The sequence below is a fragment of the Bacillus sp. FSL R5-0523 genome (assembly GCF_037975295.1).
In the GTDB taxonomy this organism is placed as follows: Bacteria; Bacillota; Bacilli; order Bacillales; family Bacillaceae; genus Bacillus; species Bacillus subtilis.
Window position 1 is genome coordinate 3,718,294 of sequence record NZ_CP150251.1, and the last position, 19,996, is coordinate 3,738,289.

Annotated in this window: 18 protein-coding genes; 2 read left to right on the plus strand and 16 right to left on the minus strand. The window is 45.2% G+C overall.

Annotation, left to right across the window (positions count from 1 at the left end):
• Positions 1-14: 14 nt before the first annotated feature.
• Together cysL and pta are read right to left on the minus strand one after the other, a co-directional pair.
• Positions 15-914, minus strand: a complete 900-nt coding sequence (cysL, locus tag NYE53_RS19045) for a cysJI operon transcriptional regulator CysL (protein ID WP_014481233.1) — start codon at positions 912-914, stop codon at positions 15-17.
• A gap of 145 nt (positions 915-1,059) precedes the next feature.
• Entirely contained in the window at positions 1,060-2,031 is a 972-nt protein-coding gene (gene pta, locus NYE53_RS19050; RefSeq protein WP_339246227.1) for a phosphate acetyltransferase, read from the minus strand.
• 269 nt (positions 2,032-2,300) lie between these two features.
• On the opposite strand from pta, the gene hemQ reads away from it, so the two are divergent.
• Both hemQ and bacG read left to right on the plus strand, forming a co-directional pair.
• Positions 2,301-3,065, plus strand: a complete 765-nt coding sequence (gene hemQ / locus NYE53_RS19055; protein WP_038429806.1) for a hydrogen peroxide-dependent heme synthase — start codon at positions 2,301-2,303, stop codon at positions 3,063-3,065.
• A gap of 132 nt (positions 3,066-3,197) precedes the next feature.
• Complete coding sequence (gene bacG, locus NYE53_RS19060) at positions 3,198-3,977, plus strand: NADPH-dependent reductase BacG (protein ID WP_339246230.1); 780 nt, start codon at positions 3,198-3,200, stop codon at positions 3,975-3,977.
• 14 nt (positions 3,978-3,991) lie between these two features.
• Here bacG and bacF read toward each other — a convergent pair whose 3' ends face one another.
• The 14 genes from bacF to rfbD all read right to left on the minus strand — a co-directional run bounded on the left by bacF (position 3,992) and on the right by rfbD (position 19,984).
• Complete coding sequence (gene bacF / locus NYE53_RS19065) at positions 3,992-5,191, minus strand: transaminase BacF (RefSeq protein ID WP_327828353.1); 1,200 nt, start codon at positions 5,189-5,191, stop codon at positions 3,992-3,994.
• On the minus strand, positions 5,192-6,376 hold the full coding sequence (gene bacE / locus NYE53_RS19070) for a bacilysin exporter BacE (protein ID WP_339246233.1): 1,185 nt from the start codon (positions 6,374-6,376) through the stop codon (positions 5,192-5,194).
• Positions 6,373-7,791 (minus strand): alanine--anticapsin ligase, encoded by a 1,419-nt coding sequence (gene bacD / locus NYE53_RS19075; RefSeq protein WP_003242921.1) that lies wholly within the window; start codon positions 7,789-7,791, stop codon positions 6,373-6,375. Before bacD ends, bacE begins: the two co-directional genes overlap by 4 nt.
• A gap of 18 nt (positions 7,792-7,809) precedes the next feature.
• On the minus strand, positions 7,810-8,571 hold the full coding sequence (bacC, locus tag NYE53_RS19080) for a dihydroanticapsin 7-dehydrogenase (RefSeq protein ID WP_064671827.1): 762 nt from the start codon (positions 8,569-8,571) through the stop codon (positions 7,810-7,812).
• Between the two features lie 2 nt (positions 8,572-8,573).
• Entirely contained in the window at positions 8,574-9,281 is a 708-nt protein-coding gene (gene bacB, locus NYE53_RS19085; RefSeq protein WP_003244300.1) for a 3-((4R)-4-hydroxycyclohexa-1,5-dien-1-yl)-2-oxopropanoate isomerase, read from the minus strand.
• A complete protein-coding gene (gene bacA / locus NYE53_RS19090) occupies positions 9,271-9,885 on the minus strand; it encodes a prephenate decarboxylase (protein ID WP_009968341.1) in 615 nt (204 codons plus the stop codon). Before bacA ends, bacB begins: the two co-directional genes overlap by 11 nt.
• A 151-nt stretch (positions 9,886-10,036) precedes the next feature.
• The gene (locus tag NYE53_RS19095) at positions 10,037-11,275 is read right to left on the minus strand and encodes an MFS transporter (RefSeq protein ID WP_339246236.1); all 1,239 of its coding nucleotides are present in this window, start codon (positions 11,273-11,275) and stop codon (positions 10,037-10,039) included.
• A gap of 209 nt (positions 11,276-11,484) precedes the next feature.
• A complete protein-coding gene (locus NYE53_RS19100) occupies positions 11,485-12,897 on the minus strand; it encodes an amino acid permease (RefSeq protein WP_251187548.1) in 1,413 nt (470 codons plus the stop codon).
• The gene (locus NYE53_RS19105; protein ID WP_339246239.1) at positions 12,897-14,597 is read right to left on the minus strand and encodes a M20/M25/M40 family metallo-hydrolase; all 1,701 of its coding nucleotides are present in this window, start codon (positions 14,595-14,597) and stop codon (positions 12,897-12,899) included. The genes NYE53_RS19100 and NYE53_RS19105 overlap by 1 nt, the downstream gene beginning before the upstream one ends.
• A 73-nt stretch (positions 14,598-14,670) precedes the next feature.
• The gene (gene pruA / locus NYE53_RS19110; RefSeq protein ID WP_339246241.1) at positions 14,671-16,218 is read right to left on the minus strand and encodes an L-glutamate gamma-semialdehyde dehydrogenase; all 1,548 of its coding nucleotides are present in this window, start codon (positions 16,216-16,218) and stop codon (positions 14,671-14,673) included.
• 225 nt (positions 16,219-16,443) lie between these two features.
• Positions 16,444-17,718, minus strand: a complete 1,275-nt coding sequence (rocG, locus tag NYE53_RS19115) for a glutamate dehydrogenase (RefSeq protein WP_003227482.1) — start codon at positions 17,716-17,718, stop codon at positions 16,444-16,446.
• A 176-nt stretch (positions 17,719-17,894) separates the two neighbouring features.
• Positions 17,895-18,359, minus strand: a complete 465-nt coding sequence (gene bslB / locus NYE53_RS19120) for a biofilm surface layer hydrophobin BslB (protein ID WP_014478326.1) — start codon at positions 18,357-18,359, stop codon at positions 17,895-17,897.
• 325 nt (positions 18,360-18,684) lie between these two features.
• Positions 18,685-19,140: a dTDP-4-dehydrorhamnose 3,5-epimerase family protein gene (locus NYE53_RS19125; protein WP_339246243.1), complete on the minus strand. Its 456-nt coding sequence runs from the start codon at positions 19,138-19,140 to the stop codon at positions 18,685-18,687.
• Positions 19,133-19,984, minus strand: a complete 852-nt coding sequence (gene rfbD, locus NYE53_RS19130) for a dTDP-4-dehydrorhamnose reductase (protein ID WP_339246244.1) — start codon at positions 19,982-19,984, stop codon at positions 19,133-19,135. The genes NYE53_RS19125 and rfbD overlap by 8 nt, the downstream gene beginning before the upstream one ends.
• Positions 19,985-19,996 lie beyond the last annotated feature (12 nt).

Genomic DNA, 19,996 nt, shown 5'->3' on the forward strand with positions numbered 1-19,996 from the left:
CGAAAACTATTATATCATTTCAGCAGCTGTGATTGATAATTGCTTTTCAGCATCGTAATAAAAATTTCTTTATTTTTTGTATTCTCCATGAGAGGAGAATGAATGTAAGACAGCTTGCGCTTTAACGAGAAATCTTTAATATGCAGAATTGAGATTTCGCGGTGGATCAAATCCTTATGCAGTACGCTTCTGGATAGAACCGAAAGTCCCATGCCGTTAATCACCGCTTCCTTTACACCTTGATTGCTGCTGATGGTGAACATTGATTTCGGCCGAAGTCCATTTGAACTGAGTACATGATCAAGATATTCTCTCGTCCCGGAGCCTTTCTCTCTTGTCACCCACGCTTCGTTCTGCAAATCGCTGATCGAAATCTCTTTCCGCCCGGCCAGCGGATGCTGATTTGGAGCGGCAATGCACATTTCATCCTCCATGAACGGTTCAATTTCCAGCTCATTCTCGTTTGTATGTCCTTCAATCAGCCCGATATCAGCCTGAAGCATCCGCACACGCTCGCTTACCTCCTCTGTATTGCCAATCATGACATCTAGATTCAGCTCTGGATACAGCTTTTGCAGCTGGGCCAATAGCGGCGGAAGAATATACTCACCGATTGTAAAGCTTGCAGCTATTTTCAATTCGCCCTTCACATAGTGATGATGCGCATAGATTTCAGCCTTGGCTTGTTCGTAGAGAAACACCATTTGCTTTGCTCTTTGATATAAAATGTCTCCTGTCGGCGTTGTCGTAAAGTGTTTTGGCGACCTGTTCAGAAGAGCCGTTTGAAATTCTTTCTCAAGATTTTTGATATGCAGACTGACGCTGGGCTGGGAGATCATCAGCTTTTCTGCCGCTTTTGTGAAGTTTTTTTCTTCTACCACCGCTATAAACGTTTTCAGCACGTCGTAATACAAAAACCCCACCCCTGTCATTAATGAAATATATGGTTATGATTAGTTTTCTTTATTGTACTCATATCATCCATCTTGGTAAAGAAGGCTATACGGAAGCGCAAAAAAGGCAGCCCTCGGTCGAGAGCTGCCATCGTCTTCATTTTTATTACAGTGCTTGCGCCGCTGTAATTAATGCGAGATTGTAAACATCTTCAGCGTTACATCCTCTTGAAAGGTCGTTTACAGGCATATTTAAACCTTGCAGGATTGGTCCTACCGCTTCAAAGTTGCCCAAACGCTGAGCGATTTTATAGCCGATGTTTCCTGCTTCAAGGCTTGGGAATACGAATACGTTAGCGTCCCCTTTGATTTCGGAATCCGGCGCTTTTTTCTCAGCTACAGATGGAACAAATGCAGCATCAAATTGGAATTCGCCGTCAAGTGTCAGTTCAGGCGCTTTTTCTTTCGCGATTTTCACTGCATCCGCTACTTTTTCTGTTTCATCAGATTTTGCTGAGCCTTTTGTAGAGAAGCTGAGCATTGCCACGCGAGGCTCAATGTCGAACATTTTTGCCGTATTGGCACTTTCGATCGCAATCTCGGCAAGATCTTGGCTGTCAGGCGCAATGTTGATCGCGCAATCTGCGAATACGTATTGCTCTTCTCCGCGAGCCATGATGAAGACGCCGGAAGTCTTTTTCACGCCTTCTTTTGTTTTGATGATTTGAAGAGCCGGGCGGACAGTGTCGGCTGTTGAATGAGCCGCTCCGCTTACAAGTCCTTGTGCAAGGCCTTTGTACACCAGCATTGTACCGAAGTAGTTCTCATCTAATAATGCTTTACGGGCCTGTTCTTCTGTCGCTTTGCCTTTGCGGCGTTCTACGAATGCTTGTACAAGGTCTTCCATGCCTTCATATGTATGAGGATCATAAATCTTAACGCCGTCCAGCGTAAGGTTCAATTCTTTTGCTTTTGCTTGGATCTCATTTTCATTGCCGATCACAATCGGATTCAGCACTTTGTTTCCTGCAAGCTTGCTGACCGCTTCTAAAATACGCTCGTCTAAGCCTTCAGGAAATACAATTTTAACGTCTTTTCCAGCTACTTTTTCTTGCACTGTTGAAAATAAATCTGCCACAATAAAACCTCCTCAAAAAGTTACAAAAACGCTTTCTTTTACTAGCATACTCTTCTTCCAATCAAATTCAAACAGCCAACTTTCATTATAGCGCTTTCATAAAAAAATCTTATTTTTCTAACTAATTTAAGTGACTCAATCTTCCTTTATAGGTTCTTCTATTTTGATGGAGTTATACAGAAGGGATGTTCAAGGTTTCTCCACAGTAGAATCGGATAAACTATGGTATAGTGAAGGCAATCATGAAAAGATAATGGGAGTGAAGATAAATGAGTGAACAGCAAATGACGAATGAAGCGGCAAAAACGCTTGACGGCTGGTATGCGCTTCATGATTTCCGCACAATGGATTGGGCTTCCTGGAAGCTTCTGTCCAGTGATGAGCGCCAATCTATCATACATGAATTCACCGGGTTGCTTGAAAAATGGGGCGCAGCCCAAAAAGAAGGAAAAGGATCGCAAACTCTTTACAGCATCGTCGGCCAAAAAGCTGATTTTATGCTGATGATCCTTCGTCCTACAATGGAAGAATTAAATCAAATTGAGCTTGAATTCAACAAATCAAGACTTGCTGAGTTCACCATTCCGGCATACTCCTACGTATCAGTGGTAGAGCTGAGCAACTACTTGGCAAGCGGTGACGGCGATCCTTATGAAAATCCGCATGTGCGCGCTCGCCTTTACCCTGAACTGCCGGAATCAAAATATGTATGCTTCTATCCAATGGATAAAAGAAGATCCGGCAATGACAACTGGTATATGCTTTCAATGGAGGAACGCAGAAACTTGATGAGAAGCCACGGTTTAATCGGCCGCAGCTATGCGGGCAAAGTCAAACAGATCATCACCGGCTCTGTCGGCTTTGACGATTACGAGTGGGGCGTTACATTATTCAGCGATGATGTCCTTCAATTCAAGAAGCTTGTGTATGAAATGCGTTTTGACGAAGTCAGCGCTCGCTATGGCGAATTTGGTTCATTCTTTGTCGGCAATCACCTTTCGCTTGATACACTTCCTCAATTCCTATATGTATAATATCCTCTCCCGCCCTACCCGGCGGGAGTTTTTCAATCTGCCTTTATCAGAATTTAAATAAAATTTGCTATTTTCTTCGTTTTTTCTTACGATGTAGATAATAATCCAATTTTTTCAAAGGGGTGCAGTTATTTGTCAAAACGAACCGCATTTGTTATGGGAGCCAGTCAAGGGATCGGGAAAGCAATCGCTCTGAAATTAGCAGACCAGCATTTTTCCCTCGTCATTAATTCGCGAAATTTGGATAATATTGAATCTGTCAAAGAAGACATTTTGGCCAAGCATCCTGAGGCGAGCGTCATTGTCCTTGCGGGGGATATGTCTGACCGGCATACGAGAGCGGCCATTTTTCAGGAAATCGAATCTCAATGCGGACGGCTTGATGTTCTGATTAATAATATCCCGGGCGGCGCGCCTGACACATTTGATAACTGCAATATAGAGGATATGACGGCCACGTTCACTCAAAAGACCGTTGCCTATATTGACGCAATCAAGCGTGCTTCCTCACTGATGAAACAAAACGAGTTTGGCAGAATCATCAACATTGTCGGAAATCTGTGGAAAGAACCCGGCGCCAACATGTTCACAAACAGTATGATGAATGCTGCTTTAATTAACGCCAGTAAAAATATTTCCACCCAGCTTGCTCCTCACAACATTACTGTCAACTGTCTGAATCCCGGTTTTATCGCTACAGACCGTTATCATCAATTTGTGGAAAATGTGATGAAAAAGAACAGCATATCCAAACAGAAAGCAGAGGAACAGATTGCTTCCGGGATTCCGATGAAACGGGTCGGATCAGCCGAAGAAACCGCAGCGCTCGCCGCGTTTCTTGCCTCTGAGGAAGCCTCCTACATCACGGGGCAGCAAATTTCCGCTGACGGCGGCAGCATGAAAAGCATATAAAAACATCCCGCTTTTTAGCGGGATGTTTCTTGTAATGACCCGAACGGCAGGTTCAGCTTTTGAATCCGCGTGACAAATTCCCGCAGATCCTCCTGCTTCGACACCATTGAGATTCTGACATGCCTTTTTCCGTTGCTTCCAAAAATTTCGCCCGGTGTGACTACGACATGGGCATTCTCCAGCAAGTAATCGGAAAATTGGTGAGATGTCTCAAACGTATTCGGAATTTCAGCCCATACGTAAAAGGTTCCTTTTGGCTTTTCCATCTTCCAGCCCAGTTCCTTTTCGCAAAGCGCCGTAAAAAAGTCAATTCGTTCCTTATAAATTCGTTTCAACGATTCCGTATGCTCCGGATCTCCAGAAAGCGCCGCACTCGCTGCCTGCTGCAGCCCGCCGAACATGCCGACAAATACATGGTCCTGAAATTCATTGACGGCCTGAATGATCTTTTCGTTCCCAACCGCAAACGCCATTCTCCAGCCGGCCATGTTAAATGTTTTCGAAAATGAATAAAGCTCTGCTCCGACAATTTTGGCATCCTCTGCCTCAAGAAAGCTGGCCGGTTTTTGATCGAATTCAAACGCTCCGTATGCAAAATCATGAATCAAATGGATATGATGCTCTTTTGCAAAAGCAGCAGCTCTTGCATAAAAAGCCGCATCAGCCACAGCTCCAGTGGGGTTGTTCGGATAGTTTAAAAACATAAGCTTCGCTTTATCCAGCACGGCTGGATCAATCTTTTCAAAATCCGGCAGATAGCCATTTTCTTCATACAGCGGCATTTCGTAAAGCTCAGCTCGCGCCATCGTAATCCCTGATAAATATTCAGGGTAGCCTGGATTCGGGACTAAAGCGATGTCTCCCGGATTGAGCAGGCATTGTGTCAGCACATACAAACCGGCTTTCCCGCCTCCGAAAAGCGCGACCTCCGTTTCAGGATTGATTGTCACGCCGTATTCTCTTTTATAGAAAGCAGCGATTGCTTCCTTCAAAAAAGGATAGCCCCTGAAAGGGCCGTATCCATGAAACGAAGGATTCAAAGACGCCTCCCGCAAAGCCTCCACAATATGCGGCGGAGTGGGAAGGTCAGGGTTCCCCTGTCCGAGATTAATGATATGGGCCCCCGTTTTTTCCAATTCCTTTACCTTTTGAAAAACGAGAGAAAACTCCTGCCTTGGAAGTGTCTTGATGACATCGGACGGTGTTATTTCCATCTAAAAGACTCCTTTTTGCTCCGTTTTGTTATCCCGTTCCAAAAATGATTTGTTGACGAGCTTCGTATGCAGAAACAAACCGCATACGATCACGACAATCAGCCCCATAATGACCGAAGCGCTTAGGACGTTAATGAACATTGAACCAATAGAAATGCATAATCCGATAGACGCTTCGGCCACTGAAAAAATGCGCCCTTGAATCTGGTTTGCCGCATTTTCCTGAACCTTCACTTTTGCAAGCACTTCCCCGTATTCCATCGCGATGAAAAAGAGGATCGCCGCGATGACAGAAACAGCGAAAATCGGCGTGAATAAAAACAGCGCCAGTGAGACAATGGATAAAACGGTAAAGTACGTAAGGCCTCTATTGTTGTTAAAGCCCCATTTGCTGACAAGCGCCGCTCCGATAAAGCCGCCGAAGCCGATGCAGAACGTGAGAATAAAGTTGCCGATTTCCCCGTCACCCAGAAAGCGGCTGACAATCGGAAAATAGCTGTACACAACTCCCCACAGCAAAGCCATTGTAATCATCGTAAACATGGCGTTTAATACGAACGCATTGGTTTTGATTTCCTTGAGTCCTTCCTTAAAAGACTGAAAGGCCTCTTTAATGTTTTCAGATTGAATCGGCACAAATTTCAGCTTGATACGGCTGATAAAAAATGCCGAAACCAGGTATGTCACACCGTTAAAGGCAACAGCCAGCTCTACAGATCCGCCTAACAGAAAGAGCCCTCCGGCAGCCGCCCCGACGATAATGGAGATGGTTGTCGCTTTTGCAAATAACGTGTTGATGCTTTTAATATCTGATTCCAAGGACGACATGACAGCGAGACGGGCGGGATTAAAAAACACGCCGCTTCCATAAGAAATAAACAGCAGGGCCAGAAAAATCAGCGGATACTCGCCTTTTGGAAGAAATGTGAGCCCCAAAAAGATGATGCCTCTGATGATATCCGTCCACAGCATGATCTTAATTCTGTCTAACCGGTCGACCAGTACCCCCAAAAACGGCTGAAACACCATCGGAATGCTTCTGACCACGATGACCCCGGACGTCACCCAATAATCGTGATAATATGTAGACAAAATGAGCAGGGCAGGGAGAACACAATAGTCTCCCATGAACGATAGCGCCTGCCCGTAAAGCAAGTATTTAGAGTTGGGTTTCAGCTGTTTCATACTGGCAGCACATACTTTGCCGTCAGCTTCGCATGCTGCTGAATTTGTCTGATTGATTCAGCCACATCCTGTGAATTACTGCCTTTCAGTTCAAATGCAGCAATGGAATTGAAAGCTTCAAACAATGTCAAATCAACTGAAGTGCCTGGTGCTGCGGCCGAAAAAGAAACGATTTCAGTATCCCCTTTTAAAAGTCCGTCCGGAATATCGATTGCCTCAATGACCAAATCCTCAGCAGTTTCTGGAATCTGGCCATTTTGTTTGAAATGCTGCGGGTACAAATGGCAGTCGGCGACATAGTAAGGCTCTTGATCCAATAATCCGTCAGGCAGATCGGCGTCTTTTCCGAAACAGAGGACATCTAATAATAATTGCGCCATATCAAGGCCGAAAACCTTTTTAATGTTAGGGATCATATTCCAGCCGGCAAATCTGGCTGCTGATTCTATTAAACCCGGTTCTCTGTTTTTCATTAGCTTGATCTCTGTATGTGTTGCGCAATTTTGCAGGCCAAGCCCTTCATTTGCCTTTTTGGCAGCTTCGACAATTTTCTTTTTTGCCTCTTCATCCAGAATGGACGGCGTAATGTGGGATGTCTCTGTAAACCCGATTTGCGGCGTTTTATCATGAATGGCGATCGGGAAATACTCACCGTCAGCCATGATGCCTTCTATACTGATATAGTCGGAGTACCCTTCTGTTTGATACCAGTCTCCGTACTCACCCTGTAAAAATTCTTCAGCGATAAACGGCGCTTCAAACGTAACCGCCTTTGGCACGTTAATTGATTTCAGATAGTCATTGACTCTGTTAAATTCATCTTCTGCCGTCTCAGTGTCCGTAATCAGCGTTACACCGATTGAACTCGCTAAGTATGTAGGCTTTAAGATAAGAGGTGTGCCGATCTCTTCAAGAGCAGCACGGAAATCTTCGAGAGTTGTGACTCGTTTGTTTTTGATCGATTTGACTCCGGCCTTATTAAAAGCGTCCCTCATTTTATTTTTATCTCTGGCATTTTCGGCTGCCTGCACGCCGGCACCTCTCAAGCCCAGACGTTCACAGGCTTTCGCCATCGGAGCAATGAATAATTCATTGTTTGTTGTGATGGCATCCGCCCCGAACATTTCGGCAACCTTGACGATTTGCTCGACGACCTCTTCCTCAGGCTTGTTATGATCCTCATGCGCCCAATAAATGGAGTCAGGATGCTCAAAATCAGCTAAACTCTTAAAATAGTCTTTATCTTTTATGACCGCGACCGAGTATTTTTCAATCAATGCTGCATGGGAGGCTGTAATTGCAAAAGGTCTTGGAATAAAGCTGACCAGGTTATATTTTTCAGCAGCGCTTTTATAAAACATGTGCGGCGGGCAGCCTCCAAGATCAGCGATGACCAATACTGTTTTTCTCTCCATATGTAAAACACTCCTTCTCTATTGTGCGGTGTATCCTCCGTCTGCGGTGATGGCGCTTCCGGTCATATAGCTTGATAAATCCGAGGCTAAAAACAGCATCACGTTTGCGATTTCTTCAGGTTTCCCAAGCCTCAGCAGCGGATTTACCTTCGCCTTTTCTTTTTTGATCTCTTCAAGTGTGCCTTCGTTATTTTCAAGGAATGATTTTTCATTCAGCGGTGTGTCGATGATCCCCGGGCATACGCAGTTCACGCGAATGTGATGCTTCGCATAATCAACGGCCATTGATTTAGTCAGCTGCAAAACCCCGCCTTTGCTGGCGTTATAGGCAGGAATATCAGGCCATGCCACGAGTCCGCCGACAGAGCACGTATTAATGATGTTGCCCTTGCCGGCGGCCAGCATATGCTTGAGTGCATGTTTGCTCATTAAAAACATGCCGGTCAAATTGACTTGCAGCACCTTGTTCCAATCGCTGAGCTCCATCTCGTGAATGGGCGCCACGATTTCGATGCCTGCATTATTAATCAAGACATCGAGTCCGCCAAATGTATGAACCGCCGATTCAACTGCGTGCTGGCAGGCAGCTTCGTCTGTGATGTCCGTTTGCACAAAGTGCAACCTGTCATTATTTTCTTTTCGTACCATTGCTTCTCCCTGCGCTTCATCAATATCCGCCACAACCACATTGGCCTGCTGGCCCAAAAAAGCCTGAACCGCAGCATAACCAATGCCTGATGCGCCTCCTGTTATGAGGACGGTTTTATCGGTGAGGTTCATGATCATTCATCCGCCTTCATTTTTTTTGCTTTTGCTCTGTTGTAGCGCGGCGGGAAGAAGATATTAATCGATTTTGATTCTTTTTCCGAACGGTTGATGGCACCGTGATCTTCACGAGGCTCACAGAAATAGGCTGTGCCGAATTTCATCTCGACTGTGCAGCCTTCGACCGTCATGTCATAGCCGCCGCCGATGCAGATGCCGATTTGTTCATTCCGATGTTTATGGAAAGGCATTTCTCCGCCATTTCCAGGGATTTTGGCAAGCATAATTTCTACCCAATCCTCAACAAAGAACGTGACTTCCATGCCCGGCAGCAGGTCTCTTGTTTTGAAAATATCCAAAAAGTAGTCCTCAGGACTTGTATATGTTTCATCAGCTTTCAGCCGCTTGATATCAATAGCAATCACTTCTTGGTCTGTGTCGTTTCTTGCCCCGTGAGGCACATGCGGCGGCGCGATATAGGCAGATTCCAAGGCTGTCATTTTTCTTGTCACATCTCCGACAGTCATCATCAGCTCGCCAGAAACGACCATGCCGATTTGGACCTCCTTATGCTGATGGGGTTCAACATTGGTATGCGGCGGGACGTAAGACATTAATACTTCAGTATCCCCTCGTACGGTTGAATACTGCCTCACTCCGTTTTCCCATTCAATTAATTTCGGTGTCGGGAAATAAAGCTCCTGCATATCTTCTTTAGTTTTCATCATCAACGTCTCCTTTTCCAAATAATGACCAGCTCATTGGAATACTTTTGAATGTTTTTACAAAGGTTAGCCCGTACTTTTGCCGTGCGAGCTCATTAGTTAAGGCAATGTCATACAAGCCTTCTTTTACTTTTCTTGCGGCTTGACTGGTTGAATTGACTAGTTTGAAACGAACATCTTTGCGGGTAAAATATTTGATTAAATTAATAGGTGAAGGATGTGAAACAATAACAGATGTATCAAGCATATCGTCTCTGAATTCAAAATCAGGACGAACAGCCAGGCCGTACATCGGTGTGTCGCACCTGAAGATCTGCAATAGCTGCAAATCCGGCCTCATGTAGAAATGCTTAATGCCATCGTAAGCATGTGGGACGATGGTATATTCCAGTGGGCTTTGGAGCGTCCTTTCGATGCATGATTCAAAAGTATCATGCAAGGACAATTTACTGTTCAGCCCTTGTAGAAGAGTAAAATTGGAAATGAAATGCTTTGCTGCGTACTCACTGCTTGTCCCCTCAGGGCCGAGCGTGTTGACTGTAATGAGTTTGGATAGTGAATCAGTTCTTTTTTTTGTCTGAATGCTATTATCCAATATAATCATGAGCACCAACCAATCTTTTAAAATTTTAAGTAAATTTTATCCAGCGGAAATTGAACTGTCAATGTTTTTTGAAAATATTGATAATTATTCCCATACAAACAAAAAAACCCTTTAAAAAGGGTTTTTAATTATAGGAATTTAGAAACTTTGTTTATTGAGATAAGGACTGATCGGCCTTCTGCTCAAGTTTGCCGTACTTTTTATATGCGAATACACTGAGCACAAATCCGAGGACTGTGATGGCGGCGCAAATCAATCCGACAGCTGCATAGCCGTATGCTACATATACGGGTCCCATTAAAGCAGAACCTAATGTCACGGCCAGATTCGAGGCGAGGCTGTAAAACACCATGACTTTTCCGCGATGACGCTCTGAGCAGTCACTCAAAATGGTGCTGAGCAGCGTCACCGTCAAACTTTGCATTAATCCCCAAATAAATAGGCTGGCGATTAACAGAAACATAGACGCCGGCGCATATGGTAAACACGCCAGCAGAACGCTGATGACCCCCAACGCAATCAAAAGGGAGCGCATTTTTCCGATGCGGTCGGCTATCTTTCCTGTAATCACACTCATGGAAAACCCGATTCCATAAATCATGATAAATAAGCCCGCAGCTGTGTTTCCTCCGGTAAAAACGTCCTGAAGATAGGTGCCTAAAAAGGAATACATACCGTAAAATCCAATCATATTACAAAAGGTTATCGTGATATAAACAGGTACACGCGGAACTTTCAGCGCATCCCGGAATGTTCCTGCCGGCTCTTCTTTTTCTTCCTCGCCGCTTGTTTGATGCTGGGCATGACGGCGCATTTCAAGGAGAATCAGCAGGACGACGAAAACGCCCATCAAGGCGAAAATCCAAAACGTCCATCTCCAATGCAGGACTCCGCCGATAAATGATCCGAGCGGCACTCCGAAAATCAGCGCCAGCGACCAGCTTGAAACGATCAGTCCCATCACCTTGCCCCGGTATGTATAAGGAACACGATCACCGACAACTGCGTAAGCGGTCGGAACAAACGCACCCGCAGCCAATCCCGAAAGCGCCCGGCCTAAAAAGAAGAAAAAAATATTTTGAGCCAAAGCGCATATCACCGTTCCTATGATAAAGATTATAAGCCCGGCCAATAAACTCAGTTCTCTGGAGTATTTATCGCCTAATGGAACCAAAAGCGGCGCACCGATAAAAATCATAATGCCGTAAATACTGATAGATAATGCAAGGACACTGACATCTGAGCTGAAGGCTTTTGCTAAATCCGGCAGCAGCGGTGAGATCACAAGCTCTTCAGATCCGGCTGCAAATACCCCCATCGTTAAAGCCAATGCCAACAATAACGGAAAATGATGTTTTGTTTTGATGTCATTGTTTTGATTGCTGTTCATTCTTTCTCAAACACCTCTTCCATAATCTTCTTATCATAAAGTTGTATTATAGTTTAGCATTGTTTTTTCTCTATTTACAATTCGAACGAAATATTTATAAGTTTTATTATTTTCATTTAAATCCCATTATATATTTCTATATTTCATTCTAAAAATACATGAGGATGTAACGCGTAAAAAAAGCTCCCCGGCCTCCCGGAGAGCTTTTTCTATTGCGCCTCTGTCTGCTTTTTTTCAATCGGTTCATGATTTATACGCTTTTTGATGCTTAGATGATAGTATGCATAGCAGAAAATAATGATCGGCACACCGCAGTACAAGCCAATTCTTTGATCCGGAATGAAAATAAGGCTGACCAACACGCAGCCATATAAACAAAATCCGAGAATCGGGACTAGCGGATAAAGCGGCGTTCTGAACTCCAGATCATTCACATTTCCGCCTTCAGCAAGGAAACGTCTGCGAAAGAAAAATTGCGACGCACAAATGGACATCCACGCGACAACTGTCACCATGCCCGAGATTGAGATACACCATAAATACACTGTTTCTGCGGCCATGACACTGGTCAGCAGCGAACAGCCTGAAATGCCTAACGTAATCAGCAGGGCATTCATCGGCACGCCTTTTTTTGTCAGTCTGGTGAGAAAGGAGGGACCCATTTGATTTGATGAAAGTGACCACATCATGCGCGACGCCGCATACAATCCCGAATTAGCAACAGATAAAATGGCCGTTAAGATGACAAAGTTCATGATATCTGCCGAAAATGGGATGCCGATTTGATCGAGTACCGCTACAAACGGGCTTTCAATCACCCCCGCCGTTTTGTACGGAAGGATGGCAACCAAGACGAACATAGCGAGCACAAAGAAAAACAGCGTGCGCCAAATGACATTTCGAATGGACTTTGGCAGTGTTTTTTCCGGGCTTTCACTTTCCCCTGCCGCAATGCCGACAAGCTCCGTTCCCTGGAACGAGAAGTTCACCATGACCAGCGTAAACATAACGGCCAGCACCCCATTAGGGAAAAGTCCCCTGTCAGTCATAAAGTTAGACAAAAAGGGTGTCTCCTGTCCGCCTTTAAAGTCAATCAAGCCAAACACAGCGGCTCCGCCAATCACGATAAATAAGATGATCGCCGCCACTTTGATGCTTGAAAACCAAAATTCCATTTCTGCAAAGCTTCTGACAGAGAGCGCATTAATCAAAAAGATGACGATGCCGAACACGAGGCACCATATCCAGATCGGAACGGAGGGCAGCCACCTTTGCATCAAAATGCCTGCTGACGTCAGCTCTAACCCCACTGTATTCGCCCAGCTGAACCAATACAGCCAGCCAATCATAAAGCCTGTCGACGGTCCCAGAAATTTAGTGGCGTAGGCCTGAAACGATCCAGCCACCGGCATGGCAACAGCCAATTCTCCTAAACAAAGCATGACGAGATACATTAAAAATCCGCCGATGATATACGCGGCAATGGCGCCGAGCGGTCCCGCCTGGCTAATGGTAAAGCCAGAGCCTAGAAACAGCCCAGTGCCAATCACCCCTCCCAAAGCAATCATAAACAAATGCCTGCTTTTCATGCTGCGCTGCAATTCATTTTTATGATTCTGCATCATCCTTCCCCCTTTGGTTCTTTTGCCGTGATGGTCATCCGGTAGCTCTGCAAAAGGTGAACGGTGGTTTGCTGTATGAGGAGAGGCAATACATGAAATGTGTACGGTTTATAGACTCGTTCTGTCCATTTATGGCCGTCTTTTCCGTACACACCCATATTAATGGATGGAATATTCAGCTTGCGTATGTCTTTGAACGGAATGGTCCCAATCATATTCCACCCAGGAAAGTTCCTGATAAAAGAATCAATTTCGCCATCGGTTTCGTGCAGTGATAAAAAACTGCCGTCTGCCAAGTAGGGGAAAAACTTTTTGAAGACAAATGTTTCGCCTGTCGATTCAGCGGTTTTGTCAGCCGCTTCTTTAATCACATGCTGCAAAAGCTGATCTCTTGCGCTATCTTCTTTCAAATAGTTATGCGGCAGGTAAGGAGGTGCGTAAAATAGAATGACTTTTGCGCCTTGATCGGGGTCAAGCTTTTGAAGCTCTTCGATTGCCTGAAAGCATCTCATGCGAAGTTCAAGGTGCTCGTTGGCTTTGAATGTCTGCTCGATACACTGCTCGGGATCTATCCCCCGGTTTCTCAGCTTTTCTAAGTATTGCTCCAGGCTATACACTTGAATGTCCCATGATAAATGTTTCTTTGGCAGGTTGGCTCTTTTTACATATTCTTCATAATAATCTGATAATTTTTGTTCTGTCTCTCGGCATGCTTCCTCAGTGACTTCAATAAGCAAATCCATCATTTCTTTTGCTGTTCTTTCATAAATAAAACAATTGAAATACAAGCTGGTGCTGACAGCCGTTTGCACATTATAGGATTCCTTGTTATCACGCTGATACAAACAGGATGGTGGCAGAACCAACTCCCCTTCAACCTTTTCTGCCAGATGGATGTTATTGTGGAGACGGCTTGTGATTTCAGATGAAATGAAATTTGGGTCAATTCCTGCCAGTGTATCGCCAACATGGACTTCACGCCCGTAAATGTAAAAGCAAGGCAGCAGTTTTCCCGCGGCTCCGGTATAGATATATCTTGTCTGATCACCATCGTAAAGCGGGGTAATAAAATCCGTATTAATAGCAGCCAAATAGTGAAGCTGTTTTTCTTTTTTTAGCCGGTTCAGCTCTGAAATGCTGGCGAGAATGCCCGAATGCTGGCTCTCCTCATCGGGATTGGCCATAAACAATACATTTCCCGGCAACGTCTCAAGGTTCTCCGAAAAATGCAGGAGATTGGCTAAATGCACGGCGATGCCGCTTTGCATATCGACAGATCCTCTTCCGAACATCCAATCGCCTGATTCGGCATCCCGCTGAACATCCTGATCGAACTCATAGCGGCTGAAATACTCGGCCAATTTCTCACAATCAAAAGCGATATCCTTTAAAGGGCCGAAATCTTCAATTCCAACTGTATCCAGATGGGCATGGTAAATGACTGTATTACGGCTTTCTCCATGTCCTTTAATAAACGCAAAAATATTTTTGCGATTGTATGGGTCATTAGGAATGGCCTGTTCCCACACATGACTGGGGTTTTCCTGAAAATATGGATAGCTCGTGATCACTTCTTTGATGAAATCTGCTTTTGTCCCTTCTCCAACGGTGCCGTTCACGCTGCTGAGGCTGACCAGAGATGCTGTCAGCGCCTCCACTCTTTCAGCCGGATTCATGTGACTGATTTTTGTATACTGCATAAATTGTCCTCCTGATCAAAAAGTTGAAATCGTGCGATCCGCTAAAGAATCGCACGATTTTATTTCTCTCAAATCAAAAAGCTTCGGACGTTGTTTTGGCTTGCATATGAAGAATTAAGTAATCGGGACCGCCTGCTTTTGAGTCTGTTCCTGACATATTAAAACCGCCGAACGGCTGATAGCCGACAATTGCTCCGGTACATCCTCTGTTAAAATATAGGTTTCCGACAAGGAAATCCTCGCGCGCCCGTTCAATGTGCGCACGGTTTTTCGTCAGAAGCGCACCTGTTAATCCGTATTCCGTGTTATTGGCAATCTCCAGCATATGATCGAAATCACGCGCTTTGCAAATCGCAACAACCGGGCCGAAAATTTCTTCCTGCATCAAGCGGGCGTTTTCATCAACATCTGCAAAGATCGTCGGCTGAATAAAATAGCCTTTTGAATCATCGCCTTCTCCACCGGCCAATAGCTTGCCTTCAGATTTGCCTATTTCAATGTATTTCATCACTTTGTTGTAGGATGCTTCATGAATCACGGGACCCATATACGTATCAGGATCTTCTGGATTGCCGACAGTCAGCGTTTTGGTCAGCGCCACAGCTTTTTCCACCACTTCATCATACACATCCTGATGAATGACCGCGCGGGAGCCCGCAGAACACTTCTGTCCTGAATATCCAAATGCTGAGTACACGATAGAGGATGCAGCAAGGTCAAGATCAGCGTCCTTGTCGACAAGCACTGTGTCTTTTCCGCCCATTTCTGCAATTACCCGTTTGAGCCATTTTTGGCCCGGCTGCACTTTGGCAGCTCGCTCATAAATCCGGCAGCCGACTGCACGGGAACCTGTAAATGAGACAAACCGTGTCTTCGGATGCTCAACTAAGAAATCACCGATCTCCGCTCCATCTCCCGGAATGTAATTCAGAACGCCGTTTGGCAGACCCGCTTCCTCCATGACCTCGACAAATTTTGCTGCCACTACCGGGGCTGCGTCAGCCGGTTTTAAGAGAATCGTATTTCCTGTCACAATGGCTGCCGCCGCTGTTCCCGCCATAATCGCGAGCGGGAAGTTAAATGGAGAAATGACGATGCCGACGCCAAGCGCTTCATAATGATATTGATTGAACTCGCCTGCACGGCTCTTCACCGGAGCCCCTTCCTTGAGCTTTAACATTTGTCGCGCATAGAACTCTAAAAAGTCTATCGCTTCAGCCGTGTCCGCATCTGCTTCCTTCCACGGTTTTCCCGCTTCCTTCACAAGATAGCTTGAAAATTCATGCTTTCTTCTGCGCAAAATAGCCGCTGCCTTAAAGAGGATATTCGCGCGGTGCTCCGGTCTTTGTTTTTTCCAGGAATCAAATGCCTGCAATGCGGCTTGCATCGCTTTTTCAGCAAGCTCTTGATCCGCTGTAGACGCGTACCCAATGATCTCTTCTTTATTTGCCGGGTTAATGGAAATGATTTTGCGGTCCGTTTCAATTTTTTCTCCATTTATGACAAGCGGATAATGCTTGCCGAGCTGAGTGTTTACAAAGGCCAATGACTCCCCAAATGCAGTTTTATTCTTTGCTTCCGTAAAATCGGTAAATGGTTCGTGCGCGTATGTGACTGTCATATGTAGTCCCCCTCGTGTTATGAAATATATATTCGCATATGAATAAAAATGCAAGAATCATGCCATTTTCTTGTCTTTTGCTGAAAAAACTTGTTGAAGCGAACAGAAATTTGTCTAACAGGTGATCATCTTTCACTATTTCCGATCTTGAACGCAAATTTATTTTGCGATTTTTGCTCTTTAGGCAAAAACAAATGCAAAATTATTTTGCGGAGGCTTCTCAAATTAGACCCATCCGCGGAATCGCGATGCTTCTGCCGATTTTCTGATGCCTGTCATGTAAGCCGCCAAACGCATATCCACTTTATGCGTTGCCGCTGTCTGATAAATTGTTTCGAACGAGCTGACCATGACGCTTCTCAGTTTTTCTGCAACCTCTTCTTCCGACCAATAATATCCTTGGTTGTTTTGCACCCATTCAAAATAAGAAACCGTGACGCCGCCGGCACTCGCCAGGATATCCGGCACAAGCAGCACGCCTCTTTCATTCAGGATCTTAGTGGCATCAATGGTTGTCGGGCCGTTCGCCGCTTCGACAACAATTGACGCCTGAATGTTATGTGCGTTTTTGGCTGTGATTTGATTGGAGATCGCGGCAGGCACTAAAATATCGCAATCCTTTTCAAGCAGCTCCTCATTTGTGATGACGTCAGTAAATAAGTTGGTGACCATACCGAAGCTATCCCGTTTATCGAGCAAATAAGGGATATCAAGGCCGTCTGGGTTGTAGAGCCCGCCATTGGCATCAGAAATCCCGATCACCTTCGCGCCCGCATCGTGCATGAATTTGGCCAGGAAGCTACCCGCGTTTCCAAAGCCCTGTATGATGATGCGCGCGTTTTGCAGCTTAATCCCTTTTTTCTTCACCGCCTCTTCAATACAAATCGTGACGCCCTGTGCCGTCGCCGTTTCCCGTCCTTGCGATCCTCCCAAAACAAGCGGTTTACCTGTAATAAAGCCCGGAGAATCGAATTCTCGCAGTCGGCTGTACTCATCCATCATCCACGCCATAATCTGCGAATTGGTGTATACATCTGGAGCTGGAATATCCTTTGTCGGACCGACGATCTGGCTGATAGCACGGACATACCCCCTGCTCAGCCTTTCCAGTTCTCCAAATGACATTGTCCGCGGATCACAAATAATACCGCCCTTCCCGCCGCCGTAAGGAAGATTGGCAATCCCGCATTTGAGTGTCATCCAAATGGATAATGCCTTTACTTCCTCTTCATTAACTTCTGGATGGAAGCGAACGCCCCCCTTTGTCGGACCGACAGCATCATTGTGCTGTGACCGGTAGCCTGTGAACACTTTGACGCTCCCATTGTCCATTTTGACCGGAATGCGGACAGTGAGCATTCTCTGCGGCTCTTTCATGAGTTCATACATATCTCCCGGATAACCCAGCTTCCGAAGGGCTTCCTTAATGATTGTTTGGGTAGACAGAAATAAGTTAAGAGCTTCTTTTTCTTCATCTTTCGAGACTTGCTTTGCTGACATCTTTTTCACCTCATTGTTTTTTTGACCGGCTGTAATGTAAGCGCTTTAAAAAGTCAGCCCGCCAATTCCTTTCTGCATTGGATTCACCCTTATCATCATGCAAGATCCGTACCAGCTTTTTTAATCAACAAAAAAGAGACTGAAAACATCTCAGTCTCTGATTAAAAATCTATTTATTAACGAGGGTCAATCACAAGCTGCGTTTCAGCATTTAAACTACCGATTCCCAAACCGTTTACTACATCGCCTTTAATCGTGTAAGTGCCTGCGCGCGGAAGGGTTTTGCGCACCATGACGAGGTCAAATTCGGATGCGCCTAACAAATCAAGTGTAAGCGGGAGTCTGACTGTTTTTCCATCGTTTAAAATCTGTGTTTCTTTCAGTGTTCTTCCATTCACTGAATCTCTTGTCGTAGCATGAAACCCGTCAGGAAATTGAAATTCTACCGCTCCGAGAGAAAGCACCGCATTTGGTTTATATGTCACTTCAATATCAGAAGTGGTCCACTCTTTCGTGCTGTTAATTGTTTTTGCCTCGATTGATGCAGACTGTGCATGAGCTTGGCCCGAAGGAAGTAAGATTGATAGTAAGACAGCTGAACTGATGAATAATGAAGATACGAATGAAGTTCTTTTTAACATGACATTTCCCCCTATTTGATTGTTGAAATTTGGCCAGAGCGTCCTCTGCAGAAAAAGCGCTTTTTCGTAATTCGCGAATTACCAGTTTCTTTTTCTTAAAAATTAATCTATCATCATTTTCCATGGAAGTAAATGCTTTTTAAGGAATATTAACACTTGGAATTCAATGAGAATTCCTTCCTGTTTATACAAGGTTCAAATGGACGATTTCTCTCTCTTTTTCTAGTAACATCCGCCTGACATTTCCTATCTTTTATCCTATTTTAAAAAAGGACAAAAAAAAGTCGAAGATGCCTCTGCTCTTCGATTGATCACGTTCCTATTTTTATCTGAATTCAGTGTTCCAGTTAAAACCGATCGTCTCATCATTCCACGGAATTCTTTTTTCATCAGGCTGATCCAGGTTATACGACATGGTGGTAAAATAGATAATTGTCAGCGGCGTCTCTCCCAGCACTCTGTATCCGTGAGCCACCCCTTTTGGGATTAATAACAGCATCGGGTTGTCTTCGCCCATATAATAGACGTCCGTTTCTCCTTTTGTCTTTGAATCCTCTCGAAGATCGTATAGGACAACCTGAGCGTGGCCGGTTGGGAAGAACCAGAGATCATCCTGCTTCTCATGATAATGAAATGCCTTAATCACACCCGGATAGCTTTTCGACCAAGAGGCCTGCCCAAAATGCTCAAGGAGATTCTCATCGTCCCGGACCAGCTCAGCAAAAAAGCCTCTGTCATCGCTATGCTTCGTCAATTTTTTTACCTTGACTCCATCAATCACACGCACTGCTCCTTTCCTGCAAATACTCCCGTAACGCTTCCCGCCAGTGGCGGGGACGGATGCCGGCTTCTTCAATGGCCCGATGGCTCAGCACAGAGTAAGCCGGACGGGGCGTTTTGTTCCCGTATTCCTCTGTCGTTACAGGCAAAATGGCTGTTTCCAGCCCGCTTTCTTCCATAATTGCCGTCGCAAACTCATACCAGCTGCATATGCCTGAATTGCTGACATGATAGATGCCCGGCGGATGGCTGAACAGCTTGATGACCGCTTCTGCTAAATCCTTCGTATAAGTCGGCGAACCAATTTGATCGCTGACAACCCGAAGCTCTTGTTTCGTTTCAGCAAGCTTCAGCATGGTTTCAACGAAATTACTGCCGCCATGTCCGTACACCCACGATGTTCTGATGATCGTGCTGTCTTTTGTCGTTAATCGTATCAGTTCTTCTCCGAGCCTTTTGCTTTTTCCATAAATGGTTTTCGGATCGAGGGGATCGTCTTCCCTATATGGCTGGGTTCCTTTCCCATTGAATACATAGTCCGTGCTGATATGAACATAGTGAGCTCCGATGCGGGTTGACTCAAGCGCTGTATAATAAGCGCCGATTCCGTTAATCAAGTACGCTTTATCAAGCTCTTTCTCGCATTGATCAACCGACGTAAACGCGGCGCTATTGACCACGATATCCGGCTGATAATGGCCAAACGAATGCCGTACTGAGCGCTGGTCAGCAATGTTCATCATCTTCTTTGTTAACGCAATGACCTCATATCCGGCTTGCTTCAGCTGGCGGCATAGTTCCAAGCCAAGCTGTCCTCCCGCCCCAGTCACCAATACCTTTGTCAATCAGATCACCTT

Excerpts from the sequence above, each read along its gene's own strand:
- hemQ (WP_038429806.1), top strand. The coding sequence starts at position 2,301 with ATGAGTGAACAGCAAATGACGAATGAAGCGGCAAAAACGCTTGACGGC.
- bacF (WP_327828353.1), bottom strand. The coding sequence starts at position 5,191 with ATGGAAATAACACCGTCCGATGTCATCAAGACACTTCCAAGGCAGGAG.
- bacE (WP_339246233.1), bottom strand. The coding sequence starts at position 6,376 with ATGAAACAGCTGAAACCCAACTCTAAATACTTGCTTTACGGGCAGGCG.
- bacD (WP_003242921.1), bottom strand. The coding sequence starts at position 7,791 with ATGGAGAGAAAAACAGTATTGGTCATCGCTGATCTTGGAGGCTGCCCG.
- bacC (WP_064671827.1), bottom strand. The coding sequence starts at position 8,571 with ATGAACCTCACCGATAAAACCGTCCTCATAACAGGAGGCGCATCAGGC.
- bacB (WP_003244300.1), bottom strand. The coding sequence starts at position 9,281 with ATGAAAACTAAAGAAGATATGCAGGAGCTTTATTTCCCGACACCGAAA.
- bacA (WP_009968341.1), bottom strand. The coding sequence starts at position 9,885 with ATGATTATATTGGATAATAGCATTCAGACAAAAAAAAGAACTGATTCA.
- NYE53_RS19095 (WP_339246236.1), bottom strand. The coding sequence starts at position 11,275 with ATGAACAGCAATCAAAACAATGACATCAAAACAAAACATCATTTTCCG.
- NYE53_RS19100 (WP_251187548.1), bottom strand. The coding sequence starts at position 12,897 with ATGCAGAATCATAAAAATGAATTGCAGCGCAGCATGAAAAGCAGGCAT.
- NYE53_RS19105 (WP_339246239.1), bottom strand. The coding sequence starts at position 14,597 with ATGCAGTATACAAAAATCAGTCACATGAATCCGGCTGAAAGAGTGGAG.
- pruA (WP_339246241.1), bottom strand. The coding sequence starts at position 16,218 with ATGACAGTCACATACGCGCACGAACCATTTACCGATTTTACGGAAGCA.
- rocG (WP_003227482.1), bottom strand. The coding sequence starts at position 17,718 with ATGTCAGCAAAGCAAGTCTCGAAAGATGAAGAAAAAGAAGCTCTTAAC.
- bslB (WP_014478326.1), bottom strand. The coding sequence starts at position 18,359 with ATGTTAAAAAGAACTTCATTCGTATCTTCATTATTCATCAGTTCAGCT.